This is a genomic window from Streptomyces sp. SM11, from assembly GCF_002910905.1.
Classification (GTDB): Bacteria; Actinomycetota; Actinomycetes; order Streptomycetales; family Streptomycetaceae; genus Streptomyces.
This window is the reverse complement of record NZ_NEUE01000157.1, coordinates 39,484-56,643: the sequence shown is the minus strand read 5'-3', so window position 1 is coordinate 56,643 and position 17,160 is coordinate 39,484. Positions and strand designations below refer to the sequence as shown.

The window sequence follows — 17,160 nt, the reverse complement described above, 5'->3', positions numbered from 1 at the left end:
GCCCCCGAGGCCCCGCCGACTCCGGCCGGGACCGGGAGCCCGGATCAGCCGCCGGCCAGGAAACCGGCCGCCGCCGCGCCCAAGCCCCCGCCGCCCGGACCTCCCGCGAAGGCCGGGGCCCCCACCGGGTCCGCCTCCCGCACCGGCGGTTCGTCCAACCGCGTGCGGGCCCGCCTCGCCCGACTGGGCGTACAGCGCTCCAGCCCGTACAACCCGGTCCTCGAACCCCTCCTGCGTACGGTCCGGGGCAACGACCCCAAGATCGAGACGGCCACGCTCCGCCAGATCGAGAAGGCCTACCAGGTCGCCGAGCGCTGGCACCGGGGCCAGAAGCGCAAGAGCGGCGACCCCTACATCACCCACCCGCTGGCCGTCACCACGATCCTCGCCGAGCTCGGCATGGACCCGGCGACGCTGATGGCGGGCCTGCTGCACGACACCGTCGAGGACACCGAGTACGGCCTGGAGACCCTGCGCCGTGACTTCGGGGACCAGGTCGCCCTGCTCGTCGACGGCGTCACCAAGCTGGACAAGGTCAAGTTCGGCGAGGCCGCACAGGCCGAGACCGTGCGCAAGATGGTCGTCGCCATGGCCAAGGACCCCCGGGTCCTGGTCATCAAGCTCGCCGACCGCCTGCACAACATGCGTACCATGCGCTACCTCAAGCGGGAGAAGCAGGAGAAGAAGGCCCGCGAGACGCTGGAGATCTACGCCCCGCTGGCCCACCGGCTCGGCATGAACACCATCAAGTGGGAGCTGGAGGACCTCGCGTTCGCGATCCTCTACCCCAAGATGTACGACGAGATCGTCCGGCTCGTCGCCGAGCGGGCCCCCAAGCGCGACGAATACCTCGCCATAGTGACCGACGAGGTCCAGTCCGACCTGCGCGCCGCCCGCATCAAGGCCACCGTCACCGGCCGCCCCAAGCACTACTACAGCGTCTACCAGAAGATGATCGTGCGAGGCCGCGACTTCGCCGAGATCTACGACCTGGTGGGGATCAGGGTCCTTGTCGACACGGTCCGCGACTGCTACGCGGCGCTCGGCACCGTCCACGCCCGGTGGAACCCGGTGCCCGGGCGGTTCAAGGACTACATCGCGATGCCGAAGTTCAACATGTACCAGTCACTGCACACCACGGTGATCGGCCCCAGCGGCAAGCCCGTCGAGCTCCAGATCCGTACGTTCGACATGCACCGCCGCGCCGAGTACGGCATCGCCGCCCACTGGAAGTACAAGCAGGATCCCTCCGCCGGCGCCTCCAAGGTGCGTACCGACGTACCCAAGAGCACCGGGCGCGGCCAGGACACCGTCAACGACATGGCGTGGCTGCGCCAGCTCCTGGACTGGCAGAAGGAGACCGAGGACCCCAGCGAGTTCCTGGAGTCCCTGCGCTTCGACCTCTCGCGCAACGAGGTCTTCGTCTTCACGCCGAAGGGCGACGTGATAGCGCTGCCCGCCGGTGCGACCCCCGTCGACTTCGCGTACGCCGTCCACACCGAGGTCGGCCACCGGACCATAGGAGCACGCGTCAACGGGCGGCTCGTCCCGCTCGAATCGACGCTCGACAACGGTGACCTGGTCGAGGTCTTCACCTCCAAGGCGGCCGGAGCCGGACCGTCCCGTGACTGGCTCGGCTTCGTCAAGTCGCCGCGCGCCCGCAACAAGATCCGCGCCTGGTTCTCCAAGGAGCGTCGCGACGAGGCGATCGAGCAGGGGAAGGACTCCATCGCGCGGGCCATGCGCAAGCAGAACCTGCCGATCCAGCGCATCCTGACCGGCGACTCCCTGGTCACCCTCGCCCACGAGATGCGCTATCCGGACATCTCCTCGCTGTACGCGGCGATCGGCGAGGGCCACGTCGCCGCCGCCGGTGTCGTACAGAAGCTGGTGCAGGCGCTCGGCGGCCACGACGAGGCCAACGAGGACCTCGCCGAGTCCACCCCGCCCTCGCACGGCGGCCGCGGCAAGCGCCGCGCCAACGCGGATCCCGGCGTCGTCGTCAAGGGCGTCGAGGACGTCTGGGTCAAGCTGGCCCGCTGCTGTACGCCCGTCCCCGGCGACCCGATCATCGGCTTCGTCACCCGGGGCAGCGGCGTCTCCGTGCACCGCGCCGACTGCGTCAACGTGGATTCGCTCTCGCAGCAGCCGGAACGGATCCTTGAGGTCGAGTGGGCCCCCACGCAGTCCTCGGTCTTCCTGGTCGCCATCCAGGTCGAGGCGCTGGACCGCTCCCGTCTGCTCTCCGACGTCACCCGGATCCTCTCCGACCAGCACGTCAACATCCTCTCGGCGGCCGTCCAGACCTCCCGCGACCGGGTGGCCACCTCGCGCTTCACCTTCGAGATGGGCGACCCCAAGCACCTGGGGCACGTCCTGAAGGCCGTACGCGGCGTGGAGGGCGTCTACGACGTCTACCGGGTCACCTCGGCCCGCAGGCCGTAGGAGCAAAGGGGAGGGGCCCCGGTACGTGACGCGCGCGTCACGTACCGGGGCCCCTCCCTCTTTCCGATGGCGTCAGCCGCCGAACTCCTCCAGGCCCTTGAGCGCCTGGTCCAGCAGCGCCTGACGGCCCTCCAACTCCTTGGCCAGCTTGTCCGCGCGGGCGTTGTTGCCCGCGGCACGCGCGGTGTCGATCTGACCGCGCAGCTTGTCCACGGCGGCCTGGAGCTGACCGGTCAGACCCGCGGCGCGGGCCCGCGCCTCCGGGTTCGTCCGGCGCCACTCGGACTCCTCGGACTCCTGGAGCGCCCGCTCCACCGCCTGCATCCGGCCCTCGACCTTCGGGCGGGCGTCACGCGGTACGTGCCCGATGGCCTCCCAGCGCTCGTTGATGCCCCTGAAGGTGGCCCGGGCCGCCTTCAGGTCCTTCACCGGCACCAGCTTCTCGGCCTCGGCGGCGAGCTCCTCCTTGAGCTTGAGGTTCTCGCCCTGCTCGGCGTCCCGCTCCGCGAAGACCTCGCTGCGGGCGGCGAAGAAGACGTCCTGGGCACCGCGGAAACGGTTCCACAGGTCGTCCTCGGCCTCGCGCTGGGCGCGGCCCGCCGCCTTCCACTCGGTCATCAGGTCGCGGTAGCGCGCGGCCGTGGTCACCCAGTCCGTGGAGCCGGACAGCGCCTCGGCCTCGGTGACCAGCTTCTCCTTGGCCTTGCGGGTGTCCTCGCGCTGGGCGTCCAGTGCGGCGAAGTGCGCCTTGCGCCGCTTGGAGAACGCCGAGCGGGCGTGCGAGAAGCGGTGCCACAGCTCGTCGTCCGACTTGCGGTCGAGGCGGGGGAGACCCTTCCAGGTGTCCACCAGCGCCCGTAGCCGCTCGCCGGCCGACCGCCACTGCTCGCTCCGCGCCAGTTCCTCCGCCTCGGCGACCAGCGCCTCCTTGGCGTGTTTGGCCTCGTCGGTCTGCTTGGCCTTGAGGATCTTGCGCTCCTCGCGCCGTGCCTCGACCTTCGCCACAAGCGCGTCCAGCCGCTTGCGCAGCGCGTCGAGGTCGCCCACCGCGTGATGCTCGTCGACCTGTTGCCGCAGATGGTCGATCGCCGTCGTCGCGTCCTTGGCCGACAGATCGGTGGTCTTCACTCGCCGTTCGAGGAGGCCGATCTCGACCACAATGCCGTCGTACTTGCGCTCGAAATAGGCCAGAGCCTCCTCGGGGGAACCGGCCTGCCACGATCCGACGACCTGCTCGCCCTCGGCTGTACGCACGTACACGGTGCCCGTCTCGTCGACGCGGCCCCACGGGTCGCTGCTCACAGCGCCTCCTCCACCTGATGCCTGCGAGGGGGTTCGCCCCCCGGGCATCGTCCACAGTTTCCTGGGGCGGGCATCGCCCGCCCTGCACAACGCCAATCTAGGCGACCGGCCACCCGGCTGTCCGCACTCAGCACGGCCGAAATTCTTCGCTCCGGCCCGGGCAGGTCCCTGCCCCGCCGGTGGCCGCCCCGCCGGTGGCCGCCCAGCCGGTCGCCGTCCCGCCGGTTCAGTCCTTCACGACCGAGGCCTTCTCGATCGTCACGGCCTTCTTCGGGGCGCCGTCGCCGGCACCGCCCTCGACACCGGCCTCGCCGACCTTCTGGACGGCCTTCAGCGAGGCGTCGTCCATCGTGCCGAACGGGGTGTAGGTGGGCGGGAGCTTCGTCTCCTCGTAGACCAGGAAGAACTGGCTGCCGCCGGAATCCGGCTGGCCGGTATTGGCCATCGCCACCGTGCCCGGCGGGAAGGACACCGTGCCGTCTGCACCCGCCTTGCCGAGCGCGTCCAGGTTCTCGTCCGGGATGTTGTAGCCCGGACCGCCCGTGCCGTCGCCCTTCGGGTCGCCGCACTGGAGCACGAAGATGCCCTGGGTGGTCAGCCGGTGGCACTTGGTGTCGTCGAAGTAGTCCTTGTCGGCGAGGGCCTTGAAGGAGTTCGCCGTCTCCGGGGTCTTCGCCGCGTCCATCGTGAACGCGATGTCGCCCTGGCTCGTCTTGAGCGACATCGTGTACTTCGCCTTTTTGTCGATCTTCATCGGCGGCGTGGGAGCCTTGCTCTCGCTCTCCGAGGGCTCCGGAGTGGGGCTCTGGCTGGAGGCGGCCTCGCTCTTCTTGTCCTTGTCGTCGTCCTTGCCCGCCACGACGAACGCGCTCACGCCCACGACCGCGGCCACAGCCACCGCCGAGGCGACGATCGCGGTGATACGCCTGGTCCTGCGGCGGGCCTCCTCCCGGCGCTTCTGCTGGCGCTCGAACTTTTCCCGGGCGAGCTGCCGCCGCCGCTGTTCGCTGCTGGACACCGGTTGGGCTCCTTGTTACGTCGTGAGATGAGGGTCTGAGTTGCCCGTACCGTATATGGGTTACCTGTGTCATGAGGAGCGCCGGTAGGCTCTGATCCGCTGCATCCTTCGCTGCGGCCGCATCCTCCGGACGAACATTAAGGACGATCGTGCTCATTGCCGGGTTCCCCGCCGGGGCCTGGGGGACCAATTGCTACCTGGTCGCCCCCGCCGCCGGTGAGGAGTGCGTGATCATCGACCCGGGCCACCAGGCCGCCCAGGGCGTCGAGGAAGCGCTGAAGAAGCATCGGCTCAAGCCCGTCGCCGTCGTCCTCACCCACGGCCATATCGACCATGTCGCCTCGGTCGTCCCCGTCTGCGGCGCCCACGACGTCCCCGCCTGGATCCACCCCGAGGACCGCTACATGATGAGCGACCCGGAGAAGGCGCTCGGCCGCTCGATCGGGATGCCGCTCATGGGCGAGCTGACCGTGGGGGAGCCGGACGACGTCAAGGAGCTGACCGACGGCTCGAGGCTGACGCTGGCCGGCCTGGAGTTCGGCGTCTCGCACGCGCCCGGCCATACCAAGGGGTCGGTGACGTTCGGGATGCCCGAGGCCGCGGAGATTCCGCCGGTCCTCTTCTCGGGCGACCTGCTCTTCGCCGGCTCCGTCGGACGCACCGACCTGCCCGGCGGCGACCACGCCGAGCTGCTCGAGTCGCTGGCCCGTGTGTGTCTGCCGCTCGACGACTCGACCGTGGTGCTGTCCGGCCACGGCCCCCAGACGACCATCGGCCGCGAGCGCGCCTCCAACCCGTTCCTGAACGGTCTGGACGCGGCGCCGCGCCGAGGAATGTAGACGAGAGACGTAATCGTGAGCACCTTTCAGGCCCCCAAGGGCACGTACGACCTGACCCCGCCCCGTTCCGCGACGTTCCTCGCGGTGCGCGAGGCCATCGCGGCCCCGCTGCGCGACTCGGGCTACGGCTACATCGAGACGCCCGGCTTCGAGAACGTCGAGCTCTTCGCCCGCGGTGTCGGTGAGTCCACCGACATCGTCACCAAGGAGATGTACACCCTCACCACCAGGGGCGGCGACCAGCTGGCCCTGCGCCCCGAGGGCACCGCGTCCGTGCTCCGCGCCGCCCTGGAGGCCAATCTCCACAAGGCCGGCAACCTCCCCGTCAAGCTCTGGTACTCCGGCTCGTACTACCGCTACGAGCGCCCGCAGGCGGGTCGCTACCGCCACTTCTCGCAGGTCGGCGCCGAGGCCATCGGCACCGAGGACCCGGTCCTGGACGCCGAGCTGATCATCCTCGCCGACCAGGCGTACCGCTCGCTGGGCCTGCGCCAGTTCCGCATCCTGCTGAACTCGCTGGGTGACAAGGGGTGCCGCCCGGTCTACCGCGAGGCGCTCCAGACCTTCCTGCGCGACCTCGACCTCGACGAGGAGACCCGCCGCCGCATCGAGATCAACCCGCTGCGCGTCCTGGACGACAAGCGGGCCGACGTACAGAAGCAGCTCACCGACGCCCCGAAGCTCCGCGACTACCTCTGCGACGCCTGCAAGGCGTACCACGAGGAGGTCCGGGCGCTGCTCACGGCCGCCGGGGTGGCCTTCGAGGACGACGAGAAGCTGGTCCGCGGCCTCGACTACTACACCCGCACGACCTTCGAGTTCGTCCACGACGGCCTCGGCGCCCAGTCCGCGGTGGGCGGCGGCGGCCGCTACGACGGGCTGTCCGAGATGATCGGCGGTCCCGAGCTGCCGTCCGTCGGCTGGGCGCTCGGCGTGGACCGCACGGTCCTCGCGCTGGAGGCCGAGGGCATCGAGCTCGACCTGCCCTACACCACCAGTGTGTACGCGGTCCCGCTCGGCGAGGAGGCCCGCCGGGTGCTGTTCGGCGTCGTCACCGGGCTGCGCCGCGCGGGGATCGCCGCCGATTTCGCGTTCGGCGGCCGCGGCCTGAAGGGCGCGATGAAGAGCGCCAACCGCTCGGGCGCGCGCTACACCCTGGTGGCGGGCGAGCGTGATCTCGCCGAGGGCGTCGTCCAGCTCAAGGACATGGAGTCCGGAGAGCAGAGCGCGGTGCCACTGACCGAGGTCGCGGCGGAGCTGACGAAGCGCCTCGGCTGACGGAGCCGTGAGCGGGGCGCGGGTGGCAGGGCCTCAGGTCCTGCCACCCGCGCCTCCTCGCGTTCACAGCAGTCCGTGGCGCATCGCCCCGGTCACCGCGGCGGTCCGGTCGCTGACGCCCAGCTTGCCGAAGACCCGCAGCAGATGGGTCTTCACCGTCGACTCACCGATGAACAGCCGCCGCCCGATCTCCGCGTTGGTGCACCCCTCCGCCACCAGCCGCACCACCTGCGTCTCGCGCTCCGAGAGCCGGGGCAGCTCCGGCACTTTGCGCAACTGGTCCACCAGCCGGGTCGCCACCGTCGGCGCGAGCACGGTCTCGCCCCGGGCCGCGGCCCGGATCGCGTCCGCCAGCTCCGCCCGACCCAGGTCCTTGAGCAGATAGCCGGAGGCTCCGGCCTCCACCGCGCGCAGGATGTCGCTGTCGCTCTCGTACGTGGTCAGCACGACGACCCGGCACGGCAGCCCGGCCGCCCGGATCCGGCGGATCGACTCGACGCCCGCGCCGCCCGGCATCCGCAGGTCCATCAGCACGATGTCCGGCAGTAGTTCGGCGCAGAGCGCCTCGGCGCGCGGACCGCTGGACGCCTCGCCCACCACGTCGAGGTCCGGCTCGGCGTCCAGCATCCCGCGCAGTCCCTCCCGCACGACGGGGTGGTCGTCGGCCAGCAGGACTCGGATCATCACAAACTCCTTCTAGAGGCGTTGCTGGGCGCCCGCGGACGGGACGGCCGGGGGCAGTGGCAGGGTCACGGTCACCGAGGTTCCGGCGCCCGGCGCACTGCGGACCGCCGCGCCGCCGCCCGCCTCCTCGGCCCTGGCCCGTACGCCGTCGAGGCCGTAGCCCTCGCGCGGCGCCCGGGGATCAAAGCCGCACCCCTCGTCCCGTACGGACAGGGCCAGGGCATCGGAGGCGTACGTCAGCACGACGGTCACCGGTACGGAAGGGCCCGCGTGTCTACGGGTGTTGGCGAGGGCCTCCTGGCAGGCGCGCAGGACGACGACCTCGTACGCGGTCGGCAGCGGGCGGACGTCGCCGGCCACCGTCAGCAGGGCCGGGGCGCCGGTCTGCGCGGTGTGCCGGTCGGTCAGCCGGTTCAGGGCGTCCGCCAGCGAGTTGCCGGCCAGATCGGCCGGTGAACCGCCGGCCACCAGCGCCCGTGCCTCGGCGAGGTTCTCCCGCGCGGTCCGGGTCATCAGGGCCACATGCCGCCGGGCCTGCGGCAGATCGTGGTCGAGCTCGGACTCGACGGCCTGGGAGAGCATCAGCAGGCTGGTGAAGCCCTGGGCCAGCGTGTCGTGGATCTCCCGCGACATCCGCTCCCGCTCCGCCAGCGCCCCGTGTTCCGTGGACAGCCGGGCGATCTCCTCGCGGCCCGCCTCCAGCTCGGCGATCAGCGCGGCCCGGTCGCGGCTCTGGGCGATGATCCGCATCGTCCACCGGCCCAGGAACGCGCTGAACGCGAAGGTCGCCACCGCCAGCAGGAGCCGGAACGCGGTCTCGCCCGCCGTCGGATGCCACAGCTGCGTCCAGCCGACGAACGGCACCGCGCCCATGCCGCCCAGCACCCACAGCGCGTCCCGCAGCCGCAGCAGCATGAAGCACTGCGGGGCCAGCGCGAACGTGACGAGCTGCGTCTCGCCGACCAGCATCGCGGTGGGCAGGAAGAGCAGCAGCGCTCCCACCACATAGCGGCGGGCCGGCCCCTCGGCCCCGGTGTCGTCCAGCATGGCCGGCCGGCCGACCAGGACGTACCACGGCAGATTCAGCGCCACGATCGAGGCAGCCGCCACACGGACCGGCCACGACGGTTCGGCGGCCCCCAGCACCACGGCGAGGGTGACCGCCCAGACGACGGCGAAGTACCCGTCCCAGGGAGGCAGCGACCGGACCCAGACGTCGGAGTCCCGGGCTCCGGCCGCCCTGGTCAGCCGTCGCGCCGGCTCTTCCAGCGAAACGTCAGCAGACACAGCAGCAATCCTCCGATGCACCACGCGCCCAGCACGAGGGCGATCCGTCCGAACTCCCAGCCGCCCGCCTGTTCCAGCACGGCGGCCGATTCGGGCAGAAAGACTCCGCGAAACCCCTGGCACATCCACTTCAGCGGGAACAGTGCGCCGATGTTCAGCATCCAGTCCGGGAGTTCGCTCGCCGGGATGTAGACGCCGGAGACGAACTGGAGCACCAGGAACGGCAGGATGACCACCGAGCCCGCGCTCCGGCCCGACCCCGGCAGGCTGCTGATCGCGATGCCGAGCAGCGCGCAGGCCGCCGTCCCGAGCAGGAAGATCCAGCCGAACGTCAGCCAGGTGGACACGTCCCCGGGCAGGTCAAGATCGTACAGTCCCACCCCGACCGCCAGCAGGACGGCCGCCTCCAGGGCCCCGGTGACCAGGACCAGCCACACCTTCCCCAGGAAGTAGGCGGCGGGCGGCATCGGTGTGGAGATCAGCCGGCGCAGCAGCCGCTCGTCGCGTTCGATCGCGATGGAGATGCCGAGCGACTGGAAGCTGGTCGCCATGATGCCCGCCCCGAGCATCGCGGCCACATAGATCTGCGAGACGGGGACCTCACCGTCCGCCGTCTCACCGCCGAAGATCGAGGCGAGCAGCACCAGGAGGACGACGGGGAAGGCGAGCGAGAAGACGACCTGGTCGCGCAGGCGGAAGAACTGCTTCAGTTCCAGACCGCCGCGCAGCAGACCCAGGCTCCAGGCACCGGGCAGGCCGGTGGTGTCCGGCGCGGTCATCGGACGGCCTCCGACTGCCTGGTGAGCCGCAGGTAGACGTCTTCGAGCGTGGGCCGGGTGACCAGCAGCCCCGGGACCTCTCCGCCGAAGCGGTCGGCGAGCGCGGTGACCGTACGGGTCGGCGTCCCGGTCTCCTCGGAGCGCGGCGATCCGTCGGGCTCCGTCCACCGGACCGTGGCGTGTGTGCCGTACCGGGCCCGCAGTTCCCCGGGGGTTCCCGCGGCGACCGCGGCGCCCGCGGCGACGACCACGAGCCGGTCGGCGAGCGCCTCGGCCTCCTCCAGATAGTGCGTGGTGAGGAGGATGGTGGTGCCACCGTCCGCGAGCAGCCGGATCAGCTCCCAGAACTGTCGCCGGGCCGCCGGATCGAAACCGGTGGTCGGCTCGTCGAGCAGGAGGAGTTCGGGGGAGCCGATCACCCCGAGCGCCACATCGAGGCGTCGGCGCTGACCACCCGAGAGGGCCTTGGTCCGGGATCCCGCTTTCGCCTCCAGACCGACCAGGGCGATGGTCTCGTCGGGGTCGCGCGGGTGCGGGTAGTAGCGGGCGAAGTGCCGGACCGTCTCCCGTACCGTCAACTCGGCGGGCGCGGATTCATCCTGCCAGACGATCCCGACCCGGGAGCGTTGACGGCGGTCGGCCGTCGCGGGGTCGACGCCGAGGACCTCCATACTGCCGCCGTCCCGGTCCCGCTGCCCCTGGAGCACGCCCACGCAGGTGCTCTTCCCGGCACCGTTCGGGCCGAGCAGTCCCAACACCTCGCCGCGCCGGATGCCCAGGTCCAGGCCGTCCAGAGCGGTCACACCGCCGTATCGCTTGCGCAGTCCGCGCACGTTCACCACGAGTTCCGTCATGGGTCCGAGCATTTCGTGGGACCGGCGTTCTGCTACCCACCAGGCGTACACCTTTATGTCCATCGAACGGTTGACCCGTACAGGGGTGCGGCACAATGACCTTGCCCGGCTGACCACTCGGTGACGGAACGGCGATATGACGACTGCAGCGGTAGACCACGAGCTCTCCTCCGACCATGACGAGGGCGGCCGCAAGCGCACCTTCGGGGCCGGACGCGGTCTCGCCCTGCTCCTGGTGATCACCGGGGCGGCCGGGGTGCTGGCCTCCTGGGTCATCACGATCGACAAGTTCAAGCTGCTGGAGGACCCCTCCTTCACCCCCGGGTGCAGTCTCAACCCCGTCGTCGCGTGCGGCAACATCATGAAGAGCGAGCAGGCCTCGGCGTTCGGGTTCCCCAACCCGATGCTGGGCCTCGTCACGTACGGCATGGTCATCGCGATCGGCATGGGCCTGCTCGCCGGCGCCCGCTACCGCGGCTGGTTCTGGCTCGGGCTGAACGCCGGGACCCTCTTCGGCGTCGGCTTCTGCACCTGGCTCCAGTACCAGTCGCTGTACAACATCAACTCGCTCTGCCTGTGGTGCTGCCTGGCCTGGGTCGCCACCATCGTCATGTTCTGCTACGTGACCACGCACAACGTCAAGCACCGCATCCTCCCTGCCCCGGCCTGGCTGCGCAGCGGGCTCACCGAGTTCCCCTGGGTGCTCCCGGTGATGTGGATCGGGGTCATCGGCATGCTGATCCTGACCCGCTGGTGGGACTTCTGGACCAGCTGAGAGGCACCTACCTGTTTCGTAGGCGGTCGTGGACGCTCACAGGTGCTGGCCGGGGCGCTGTCAGTGGGGTCGCATAGGCTTCATGACGTGGAGCCCGACCTCTTTACCGCAGCCGCCGAAGACCGCCAGGAGAAGGACCCGTCCAGCAGCCCTCTGGCTGTCCGGATGCGTCCCCGTGTCCTCGACGAGGTCGTCGGCCAGCAGCATCTGCTGAAGCCGGGCTCGCCGCTGCGCCGCCTCGTCGGCGAAGGGGGCGGCGGTCCGGCCGGCGCGTCCTCGGTCATCCTGTGGGGCCCGCCCGGCACCGGCAAGACGACCCTGGCGTACGTGGTCAGCAAGGCGACCAACAAGCGCTTCGTCGAGCTCTCCGCGATCACCGCGGGCGTCAAGGAGGTCCGGGCCGTCATCGAGAGCGCGCGTCGCGCCACCGGCGGCTTCGGCAAGGAGACCGTCCTCTTCCTGGACGAGATCCACCGCTTCTCCAAGGCTCAGCAGGACTCCCTGCTCCCCGCCGTGGAGAACCGCTGGGTGACTCTCATCGCCGCCACCACGGAGAATCCGTATTTCTCGATCATCTCCCCGCTGCTCTCGCGCTCCCTGCTGCTGACCCTGGAGCCGCTGACCGACGACGATCTGCGCTCCCTGCTGCGCCGGGCGCTGACCGATGAGCGGGGTCTGGGCGGGGCGGTCGCCCTGCCCGAGGACGCCGAGGCCCATCTGCTGCGCATCGCGGGCGGCGACGCGCGCCGGGCCCTGACGGCGCTGGAGGCCGCGGCGGGCGCGGCCATCGCCACCGGGGAGGCGGAGATCACCCTGGAGACGGTGGAGGCGACCGTCGACCGCGCCGCCGTGAAGTACGACCGTGACGGCGACCAGCACTACGACGTGGCCAGCGCGCTCATCAAGTCCATCCGCGGCTCCGACGTGGACGCCGCTCTGCACTACCTGGCCCGCATGATCGAGGCGGGGGAGGACCCGCGGTTCATCGCCCGGCGGCTGATGATCTCGGCCAGCGAGGACATCGGCCTGGCCGATCCCACCGCGCTGCCGACCGCCGTGGCCGCCGCCCAGGCGGTGGCCATGATCGGATTTCCGGAGGCGGCGCTCACCCTCAGCCACGCCACCATCGCGCTGGCGCTCGCCCCCAAGTCCAACGCGGCGACCCTGGCGATCTCCGCGGCGCAGGAGGACGTGCGCAAGGGGCTCGCGGGCCCCGTCCCGGCCCATCTGCGCGACGGCCACTACAAGGGCGCCGCCAAGCTCGGCCATGCCCAGGGGTATGTCTATCCGCACGACGTGCAGGGCGGCATCGCCGCCCAGCAGTACGCCCCGGACGCGGTCCGCGACCGGCAGTACTACACCCCGACCCGCTACGGCGCCGAGGCGCGGTACGCGGACGTCGTCGAGCGGGTCCGCGAGCGACTGGGGCGTTCCGGCGGCGAGGGCGCGGAGCCGTCGTAGGGCGCCGCCCCGGGATCAGGACGCGGCCGCCTCGAAGAGCGTGTGCATGGCTCGGCGCAGCTCGGTGACATCGCGCACCGGCTCCGGGAACTCGAAGCGGGCGTCGAAGCACGACCCCTGGTCCTCGACGAAGCGGACTCGCAGTCCGAAGCGGTCAAGGGCGACCGGCACGGCCCTGGGCCGGCGGGAGGAGCCGGCCCGGGCGGTCCGCTCGCCCAGCAGACCGCACAGGGTGCGCATCCGCTCGTCGTGGGCGGAGTGCAGATGCTGGAGCAGCTCCGCCTCGTGCCGGACCAGCGGGTCGGGGGCTGCGTCCCGGAAGTCCTCCGCCCCGATGTCCTCGGCGCCCCAGAGGTCGTCCACGTACGCCTCGCCGAACTCCAGGCGCAGCATCATCCGGCCGGGCTCGGCCAGGCCGGGCACGCAGGTGATCCAGCCGGAGACCCACGCGCGGCCGCGGATCCGGTGCGGTACGGAGACCGGAGCGACGTCCGTGATCTCCAGCACGGCGGTCAGCTCGTCGCCCTGTGCGTGCGTCGCGGCCCGAACGGCCGGGGAATCCGCGGGGAATTCGAGGAACAGATCACCATCGGGTCCCACCCTCCTGCTGTCCGGGAAGAGAGGGTCGGCGCGGGTCAGATCGAGCCCCGGTACGACGAGCAGCGCGGAGCAGGTACTCTGTACGAGAGTTCGTGTGCGCTCGGCTGCTGACGGCATCCGAGTGTTTTCAAGCCCGCTGGGACGCGGCTGACCACGATCAGATCGGCCTTCCGTCGTAGCAGCACCTTCTGGTGTGCTGCCGCTGTCTGTGCTGTCCGTGACGTGAGTGGTGTTCCCAGGGCGAGACATGCGATCTCCTTGAGTAAGGTAAACCTAACCTAACCCACAACGGAGGTCTGGAGAACGTGCCTAACCAGTCGCGTCCCAAGGTCAAGAAGTCGCGTGCCCTCGGCATCGCTCTGACGCCCAAGGCTGTCAAGTACTTCGAAGCTCGTCCGTACCCGCCGGGCGAGCACGGCCGTGGCCGCAAGCAGAACTCGGACTACAAGGTCCGTCTGCTGGAGAAGCAGCGCCTGCGTGCGCAGTACGACATCAGCGAGCGCCAGATGGCGCGCGCCTACGACCGTGCCAAGAAGGCCGAAGGCAAGACGGGCGAGGCGCTGGTCGTCGAGCTCGAGCGTCGCCTCGACGCCCTGGTCCTGCGTTCGGGCATCGCCCGCACCATCTACCAGGCCCGCCAGATGGTCGTCCACGGCCACATCGAGGTCAACGGTGGCAAGGTCGACAAGCCGTCCTTCCGCGTCCGTCCCGACGACGTCGTGATGGTCCGCGAGCGCAGCCGCTCCAAGGTCCCCTTCCAGGTGGCCCGCGAGGGTGGCTACGACACCGACGGTGAGACCCCGCGCTACCTCCAGGTGAACCTGAAGGCCCTGGCCTTCCGCCTGGACCGGGACCCGAACCGCAAGGAGATCCCGGTGATCTGCGACGAGCAGCTCGTCGTCGAGTACTACGCCCGCTGATCCAGGCGTAGCCGCTCTCACCAGCGCTCCGGCCCGCCCCTCCCTGTCATCCGGGAGGCGGCGGGCCTTCGCGTTGCCCCGGGCCCGCCCGGCGCCGCCGCCCCACCCGCGCCCGGCGCGTCCTTCGCCGCGGGCGTTGCGCCGCCGGCCAGCGCACGGTCGACCGCGGTGGCCGGATCCAGCCGCCGGCCCGCCCGCAGCCCCTCCTCGTACGCCCCGTTCCCCAGCTCCCGGCGCGCCTGTTCCTCGCACTCGGCCCGAGGCCGCCCGTAGAACGCCGAGCCGAACAGCCGCAGACCCACCGACGGCCAGATGCCCTCCGCCGCGCCCTGGAGCACGGCGGCCTCCCCGGCGTCCCCCTCCACCACCGTCACCAGGGCCAGCAGCTCCAGCGACAGCACCGTGCCCAGCAGATCGTTGAACGTCCGGCCGATCGTCAGGCACTGCCCGAGCATCTGCCGCGCCCGCGCCGGCCGCCCCCGCCGCAGCGCCGCGTACGCCAGGACGTACAGCGCGTACGCCAGCGCCCACCGCTCCCCGTGGTCCTCACAGATCTCCCGGACCTCGTCGCAGATCACCGCCGCCGTGTCCAGATCGCCGAGGAACGCCACCGCCATGGCCAGTTCCACCTGCGCCATCAGCACATTGCTGTTCAGCTCGCCGACCTCGCGGTACCGGCCGAGCGCGTCGCGGAGCAGTTCCTCGGCCCGCGGCATGTCGTCCGTCACGATCGCCAGGCACCCCGTGCGGTGCACCGCGTACGCCATCGCCGTCGCGTCCCCGGAGCGCTCGGCCTCCTCCCGGCACTCCTGGAGCGCCGAGATCGCGCCGACCGCGTCGCCCTGCAGCACCGCCACATAGCCCAGGACCCACAGCACCTTCAGCCGTGCGGCGTCGTGCGGGGTCGGTTCCTCCAGAACGTGCTCCAGCCAGTGCCGCCCTTCGGACAGCCGCCCGCAGCCGGCCCAGTAGAACCACAGAGTGCCCGCCAGATACTGCGCCAGATGCACCTCGTCGGGGCTCTCCATCGAACATTCCATCGCCCGGCGGAGATTGGGCAGCTCGCTGTCGATCCGCGTCGCCACCTCCGCCTGGCGCGGACTGAACCAGTCCAGCTCGCACCAGGTCGCCAGCCCCAGGAACCAGTCCCGGTGCCGCCGCCGCAGCCGCTGGGCGTCCCCGGTGGCCGCCAGCCACTGCGCCCCGTACTCGCTGACCGTGTCCAGCAGCCGGTAGCGGGCGCCGGTCGGGCCGTCCTCGCGCTCCACCACCGACTGGGCCAGCAGCTCGTCCAGCACATCGAGCACCGAGTCGGCGGGCAGGTCCGTCCCGCCGCAGATGTACTCGGCGGCCTCCAGGTCGAACTGCCCGGCGAACACCGAGAGCCGTGCCCACAGCAGCCGCTGCTCGGGCGTGCACAGCTCATGGCTCCAGCCGATCGCCGTACGCAGCGTCTGGTGGCGGGGCGGCGCGCCGCGCCGGCCGCCGGTCAGCAGCCGGAACCGGTCGTCCAGGCGCAGGAGCACCTGGTGCACCGAGAGGGCGCGCAGCCGCCCGGCCGCCAGCTCCAGGGCCAGCGGAATGCCGTCGAGGCGGCGGCAGAGCTCCAGCACGGCCGTCCGCTCGCCCGCTGTCGGCTCCCAGCCCGGCCGCACCCCGCGCGCCCGTTCGGTGAAGAGCTCCACCGCGTCCCCGTCGGACATCGTGGCGAGTGGGAACGTCCGTTCCCCGTCCACCCGGAGGGGGCAGCGTCCGGCCGCGAGCACCTGGAGGCGGGGGGCCCGGCGCAGCAGTTCGGTGACGAGGTCGGCGCAGGCGTCGACGAGGTGCTCGAAGCCGTCGATCACCAGCAGCGTCCGGCGCTCGGAGAGGTGTCCGACGAGGATCGCGCGCGGTGGCCTGCTGGTGTGGTCGGTCAGGCCCAGTGAGTCGACCAGGGCGCGTTCCAGCAGGTCGGGGTGGCGGACGGCGGACAGCTCGGCCAGCAGGACCCCGTCGCAGTACCGTTTCTTCCGCAGCGCGGCGACACGGGTGACGCACCGGGTCTTGCCCACGCCCGCCACTCCGGCGACGGTGACGAGCCGGGACTCCTCCAGCAGCCCGTCGAGCTCGGCCAGTTCGTCCTCACGTCCCACGAACCTGTTCAGTTCGGCCGGGAGGTTGCCGGGCGTCGCCGCGGGGCGGGCGTCCGGATCATCGGGACTCGGGGAGGGGTCCTGCAGGCGTCGCATGAAACACGGAGCGTACTGGCTTGAAAGCACTCCGTACAATCCTGTAAGGCAACTCCCGTCCGGCCCGCGGGGAATGCGGTAGGGGAGGAGATGCGCGGCGCGATAGGCTCGTGGGACGACGATCGGGCGCGCGGGCAGGAGTAGGCCGCACCGACGGAGACAAACCCCGCAAGGGGCCGAGCGACAAGCAGAGAGCGGTGCACAGTGTCCGGTGGAGAGGTGGCCGGGATCCTCGTGGCCGTCTTCTGGGCGATCCTGGTCTCGTTCCTCGCCGTGGTGCTGGTGAGGCTCGCCCAGACGCTCAGGGCGACCACCAAGCTCGTGGCGGACGTGACCGACCAGGCCGTTCCGCTGCTGGCCGACGCCTCGGCGACGGTGCGCTCCGCGCAGACCCAGCTGGACAAGGTCGACGCCATCGCGAGCGATGTCCAGGAAGTCACCTCCAACGCCTCCGCGCTCTCCACCACCGTCGCCTCCACCTTCGGCGGCCCCCTGGTCAAGGTCGCGGCGTTCGGCTACGGCGTACGGCAGGCACTCGGCCGCCGCACCGCACCCGAGCCGGAACCGGAACCGGCGCGGGGCCGTGGCTCCGCCCGCCGCACGGTGATCGTCGGCCGGACCGTACCCTCGGCGCGCGGACGCGGGCGCGAACGCCGAAACGCCCGCGGACAGAAGGACTGATCCAGC

15 protein-coding genes are annotated in these 17,160 nt (G+C 71.0%); 7 read left to right on the top strand and 8 right to left on the bottom strand.

What is annotated here, in order from left to right; translation table 11 throughout:
• Positions 1-2,445 (top strand): RelA/SpoT family protein (locus B9S58_RS13735; RefSeq protein WP_374935673.1); only part of this gene is annotated, 2,445 nt, incomplete at its 5' end.
• A 72-nt stretch (positions 2,446-2,517) separates the two neighbouring features.
• On the opposite strand, the gene B9S58_RS13730 is transcribed toward B9S58_RS13735, so the two are convergent.
• A complete protein-coding gene (locus B9S58_RS13730; protein ID WP_103532397.1) occupies positions 2,518-3,747 on the bottom strand; it encodes a DUF349 domain-containing protein in 1,230 nt (409 codons plus the stop codon).
• 226 nt (positions 3,748-3,973) lie between these two features.
• Positions 3,974-4,765, bottom strand: coding sequence for a peptidylprolyl isomerase (locus B9S58_RS13725; RefSeq protein WP_103532396.1), 792 nt, complete (start codon positions 4,763-4,765; stop codon positions 3,974-3,976).
• 149 nt (positions 4,766-4,914) lie between these two features.
• Here B9S58_RS13725 and B9S58_RS13720 point away from each other — a divergent pair, with 149 nt between their 5' ends.
• Positions 4,915-5,604, top strand: coding sequence for an MBL fold metallo-hydrolase (locus B9S58_RS13720; RefSeq protein WP_103532395.1), 690 nt, complete (start codon positions 4,915-4,917; stop codon positions 5,602-5,604).
• 15 nt (positions 5,605-5,619) lie between these two features.
• A complete protein-coding gene (gene hisS, locus B9S58_RS13715; protein WP_103532394.1) occupies positions 5,620-6,882 on the top strand; it encodes a histidine--tRNA ligase in 1,263 nt (420 codons plus the stop codon).
• A gap of 63 nt (positions 6,883-6,945) precedes the next feature.
• Here the strand turns inward: hisS and B9S58_RS13710 are convergent, their stop codons facing one another.
• Genes B9S58_RS13710 through B9S58_RS13695 form a run of 4 tightly spaced genes read right to left on the bottom strand, consistent with a single transcriptional unit; the run spans position 6,946 to position 10,486 of the window.
• Positions 6,946-7,566: a response regulator transcription factor gene (locus B9S58_RS13710; protein ID WP_103532393.1), complete on the bottom strand. Its 621-nt coding sequence runs from the start codon at positions 7,564-7,566 to the stop codon at positions 6,946-6,948.
• A gap of 12 nt (positions 7,567-7,578) precedes the next feature.
• Positions 7,579-8,853 (bottom strand): sensor histidine kinase, encoded by a 1,275-nt coding sequence (locus tag B9S58_RS13705; protein ID WP_181009299.1) that lies wholly within the window; start codon positions 8,851-8,853, stop codon positions 7,579-7,581.
• Positions 8,811-9,632: an ABC transporter permease gene (locus B9S58_RS13700; RefSeq protein ID WP_103532391.1), complete on the bottom strand. Its 822-nt coding sequence runs from the start codon at positions 9,630-9,632 to the stop codon at positions 8,811-8,813. Before B9S58_RS13700 ends, B9S58_RS13705 begins: the two co-directional genes overlap by 43 nt.
• Positions 9,629-10,486, bottom strand: coding sequence for an ABC transporter ATP-binding protein (locus B9S58_RS13695; RefSeq protein WP_103532390.1), 858 nt, complete (start codon positions 10,484-10,486; stop codon positions 9,629-9,631). Before B9S58_RS13695 ends, B9S58_RS13700 begins: the two co-directional genes overlap by 4 nt.
• A 136-nt stretch (positions 10,487-10,622) precedes the next feature.
• On the opposite strand from B9S58_RS13695, the gene B9S58_RS13690 reads away from it, so the two are divergent.
• Both B9S58_RS13690 and B9S58_RS13685 read left to right on the top strand, forming a co-directional pair.
• A complete protein-coding gene (locus B9S58_RS13690; protein ID WP_103532389.1) occupies positions 10,623-11,261 on the top strand; it encodes a vitamin K epoxide reductase family protein in 639 nt (212 codons plus the stop codon).
• 87 nt (positions 11,262-11,348) lie between these two features.
• The gene (locus B9S58_RS13685) at positions 11,349-12,722 is read left to right on the top strand and encodes a replication-associated recombination protein A (RefSeq protein ID WP_103532388.1); all 1,374 of its coding nucleotides are present in this window, start codon (positions 11,349-11,351) and stop codon (positions 12,720-12,722) included.
• A 15-nt stretch (positions 12,723-12,737) separates the two neighbouring features.
• Here the strand turns inward: B9S58_RS13685 and B9S58_RS13680 are convergent, their stop codons facing one another.
• The gene (locus B9S58_RS13680; protein ID WP_103532387.1) at positions 12,738-13,439 is read right to left on the bottom strand and encodes a DUF2470 domain-containing protein; all 702 of its coding nucleotides are present in this window, start codon (positions 13,437-13,439) and stop codon (positions 12,738-12,740) included.
• A 188-nt stretch (positions 13,440-13,627) separates the two neighbouring features.
• Between B9S58_RS13680 and rpsD the strand changes: the two genes are divergently transcribed.
• Positions 13,628-14,242, top strand: a complete 615-nt coding sequence (gene rpsD / locus B9S58_RS13675) for a 30S ribosomal protein S4 (protein WP_018960518.1) — start codon at positions 13,628-13,630, stop codon at positions 14,240-14,242.
• A 17-nt stretch (positions 14,243-14,259) separates the two neighbouring features.
• Here rpsD and B9S58_RS13670 read toward each other — a convergent pair whose 3' ends face one another.
• Positions 14,260-16,473, bottom strand: a complete 2,214-nt coding sequence (locus B9S58_RS13670) for an AAA family ATPase (RefSeq protein ID WP_103532386.1) — start codon at positions 16,471-16,473, stop codon at positions 14,260-14,262.
• 219 nt (positions 16,474-16,692) lie between these two features.
• Between B9S58_RS13670 and B9S58_RS13665 the strand changes: the two genes are divergently transcribed.
• A complete protein-coding gene (locus B9S58_RS13665; protein ID WP_103532385.1) occupies positions 16,693-17,154 on the top strand; it encodes a DUF948 domain-containing protein in 462 nt (153 codons plus the stop codon).
• Positions 17,155-17,160 lie beyond the last annotated feature (6 nt).

What these genes read in the sequence shown, in the direction of transcription:
- B9S58_RS13710 (WP_103532393.1), bottom strand. Translation starts at nt 7,566, where the DNA reads ATGATCCGAGTCCTGCTGGCCGACGACCACCCCGTCGTGCGGGAGGGA.
- B9S58_RS13700 (WP_103532391.1), bottom strand. Translation starts at nt 9,632, where the DNA reads ATGACCGCGCCGGACACCACCGGCCTGCCCGGTGCCTGGAGCCTGGGT.
- B9S58_RS13695 (WP_103532390.1), bottom strand. Translation starts at nt 10,486, where the DNA reads ATGACGGAACTCGTGGTGAACGTGCGCGGACTGCGCAAGCGATACGGC.
- B9S58_RS13690 (WP_103532389.1), top strand. Translation starts at nt 10,623, where the DNA reads ATGACGACTGCAGCGGTAGACCACGAGCTCTCCTCCGACCATGACGAG.
- B9S58_RS13680 (WP_103532387.1), bottom strand. Translation starts at nt 13,439, where the DNA reads ATGCCGTCAGCAGCCGAGCGCACACGAACTCTCGTACAGAGTACCTGC.
- B9S58_RS13670 (WP_103532386.1), bottom strand. Translation starts at nt 16,473, where the DNA reads ATGCGACGCCTGCAGGACCCCTCCCCGAGTCCCGATGATCCGGACGCC.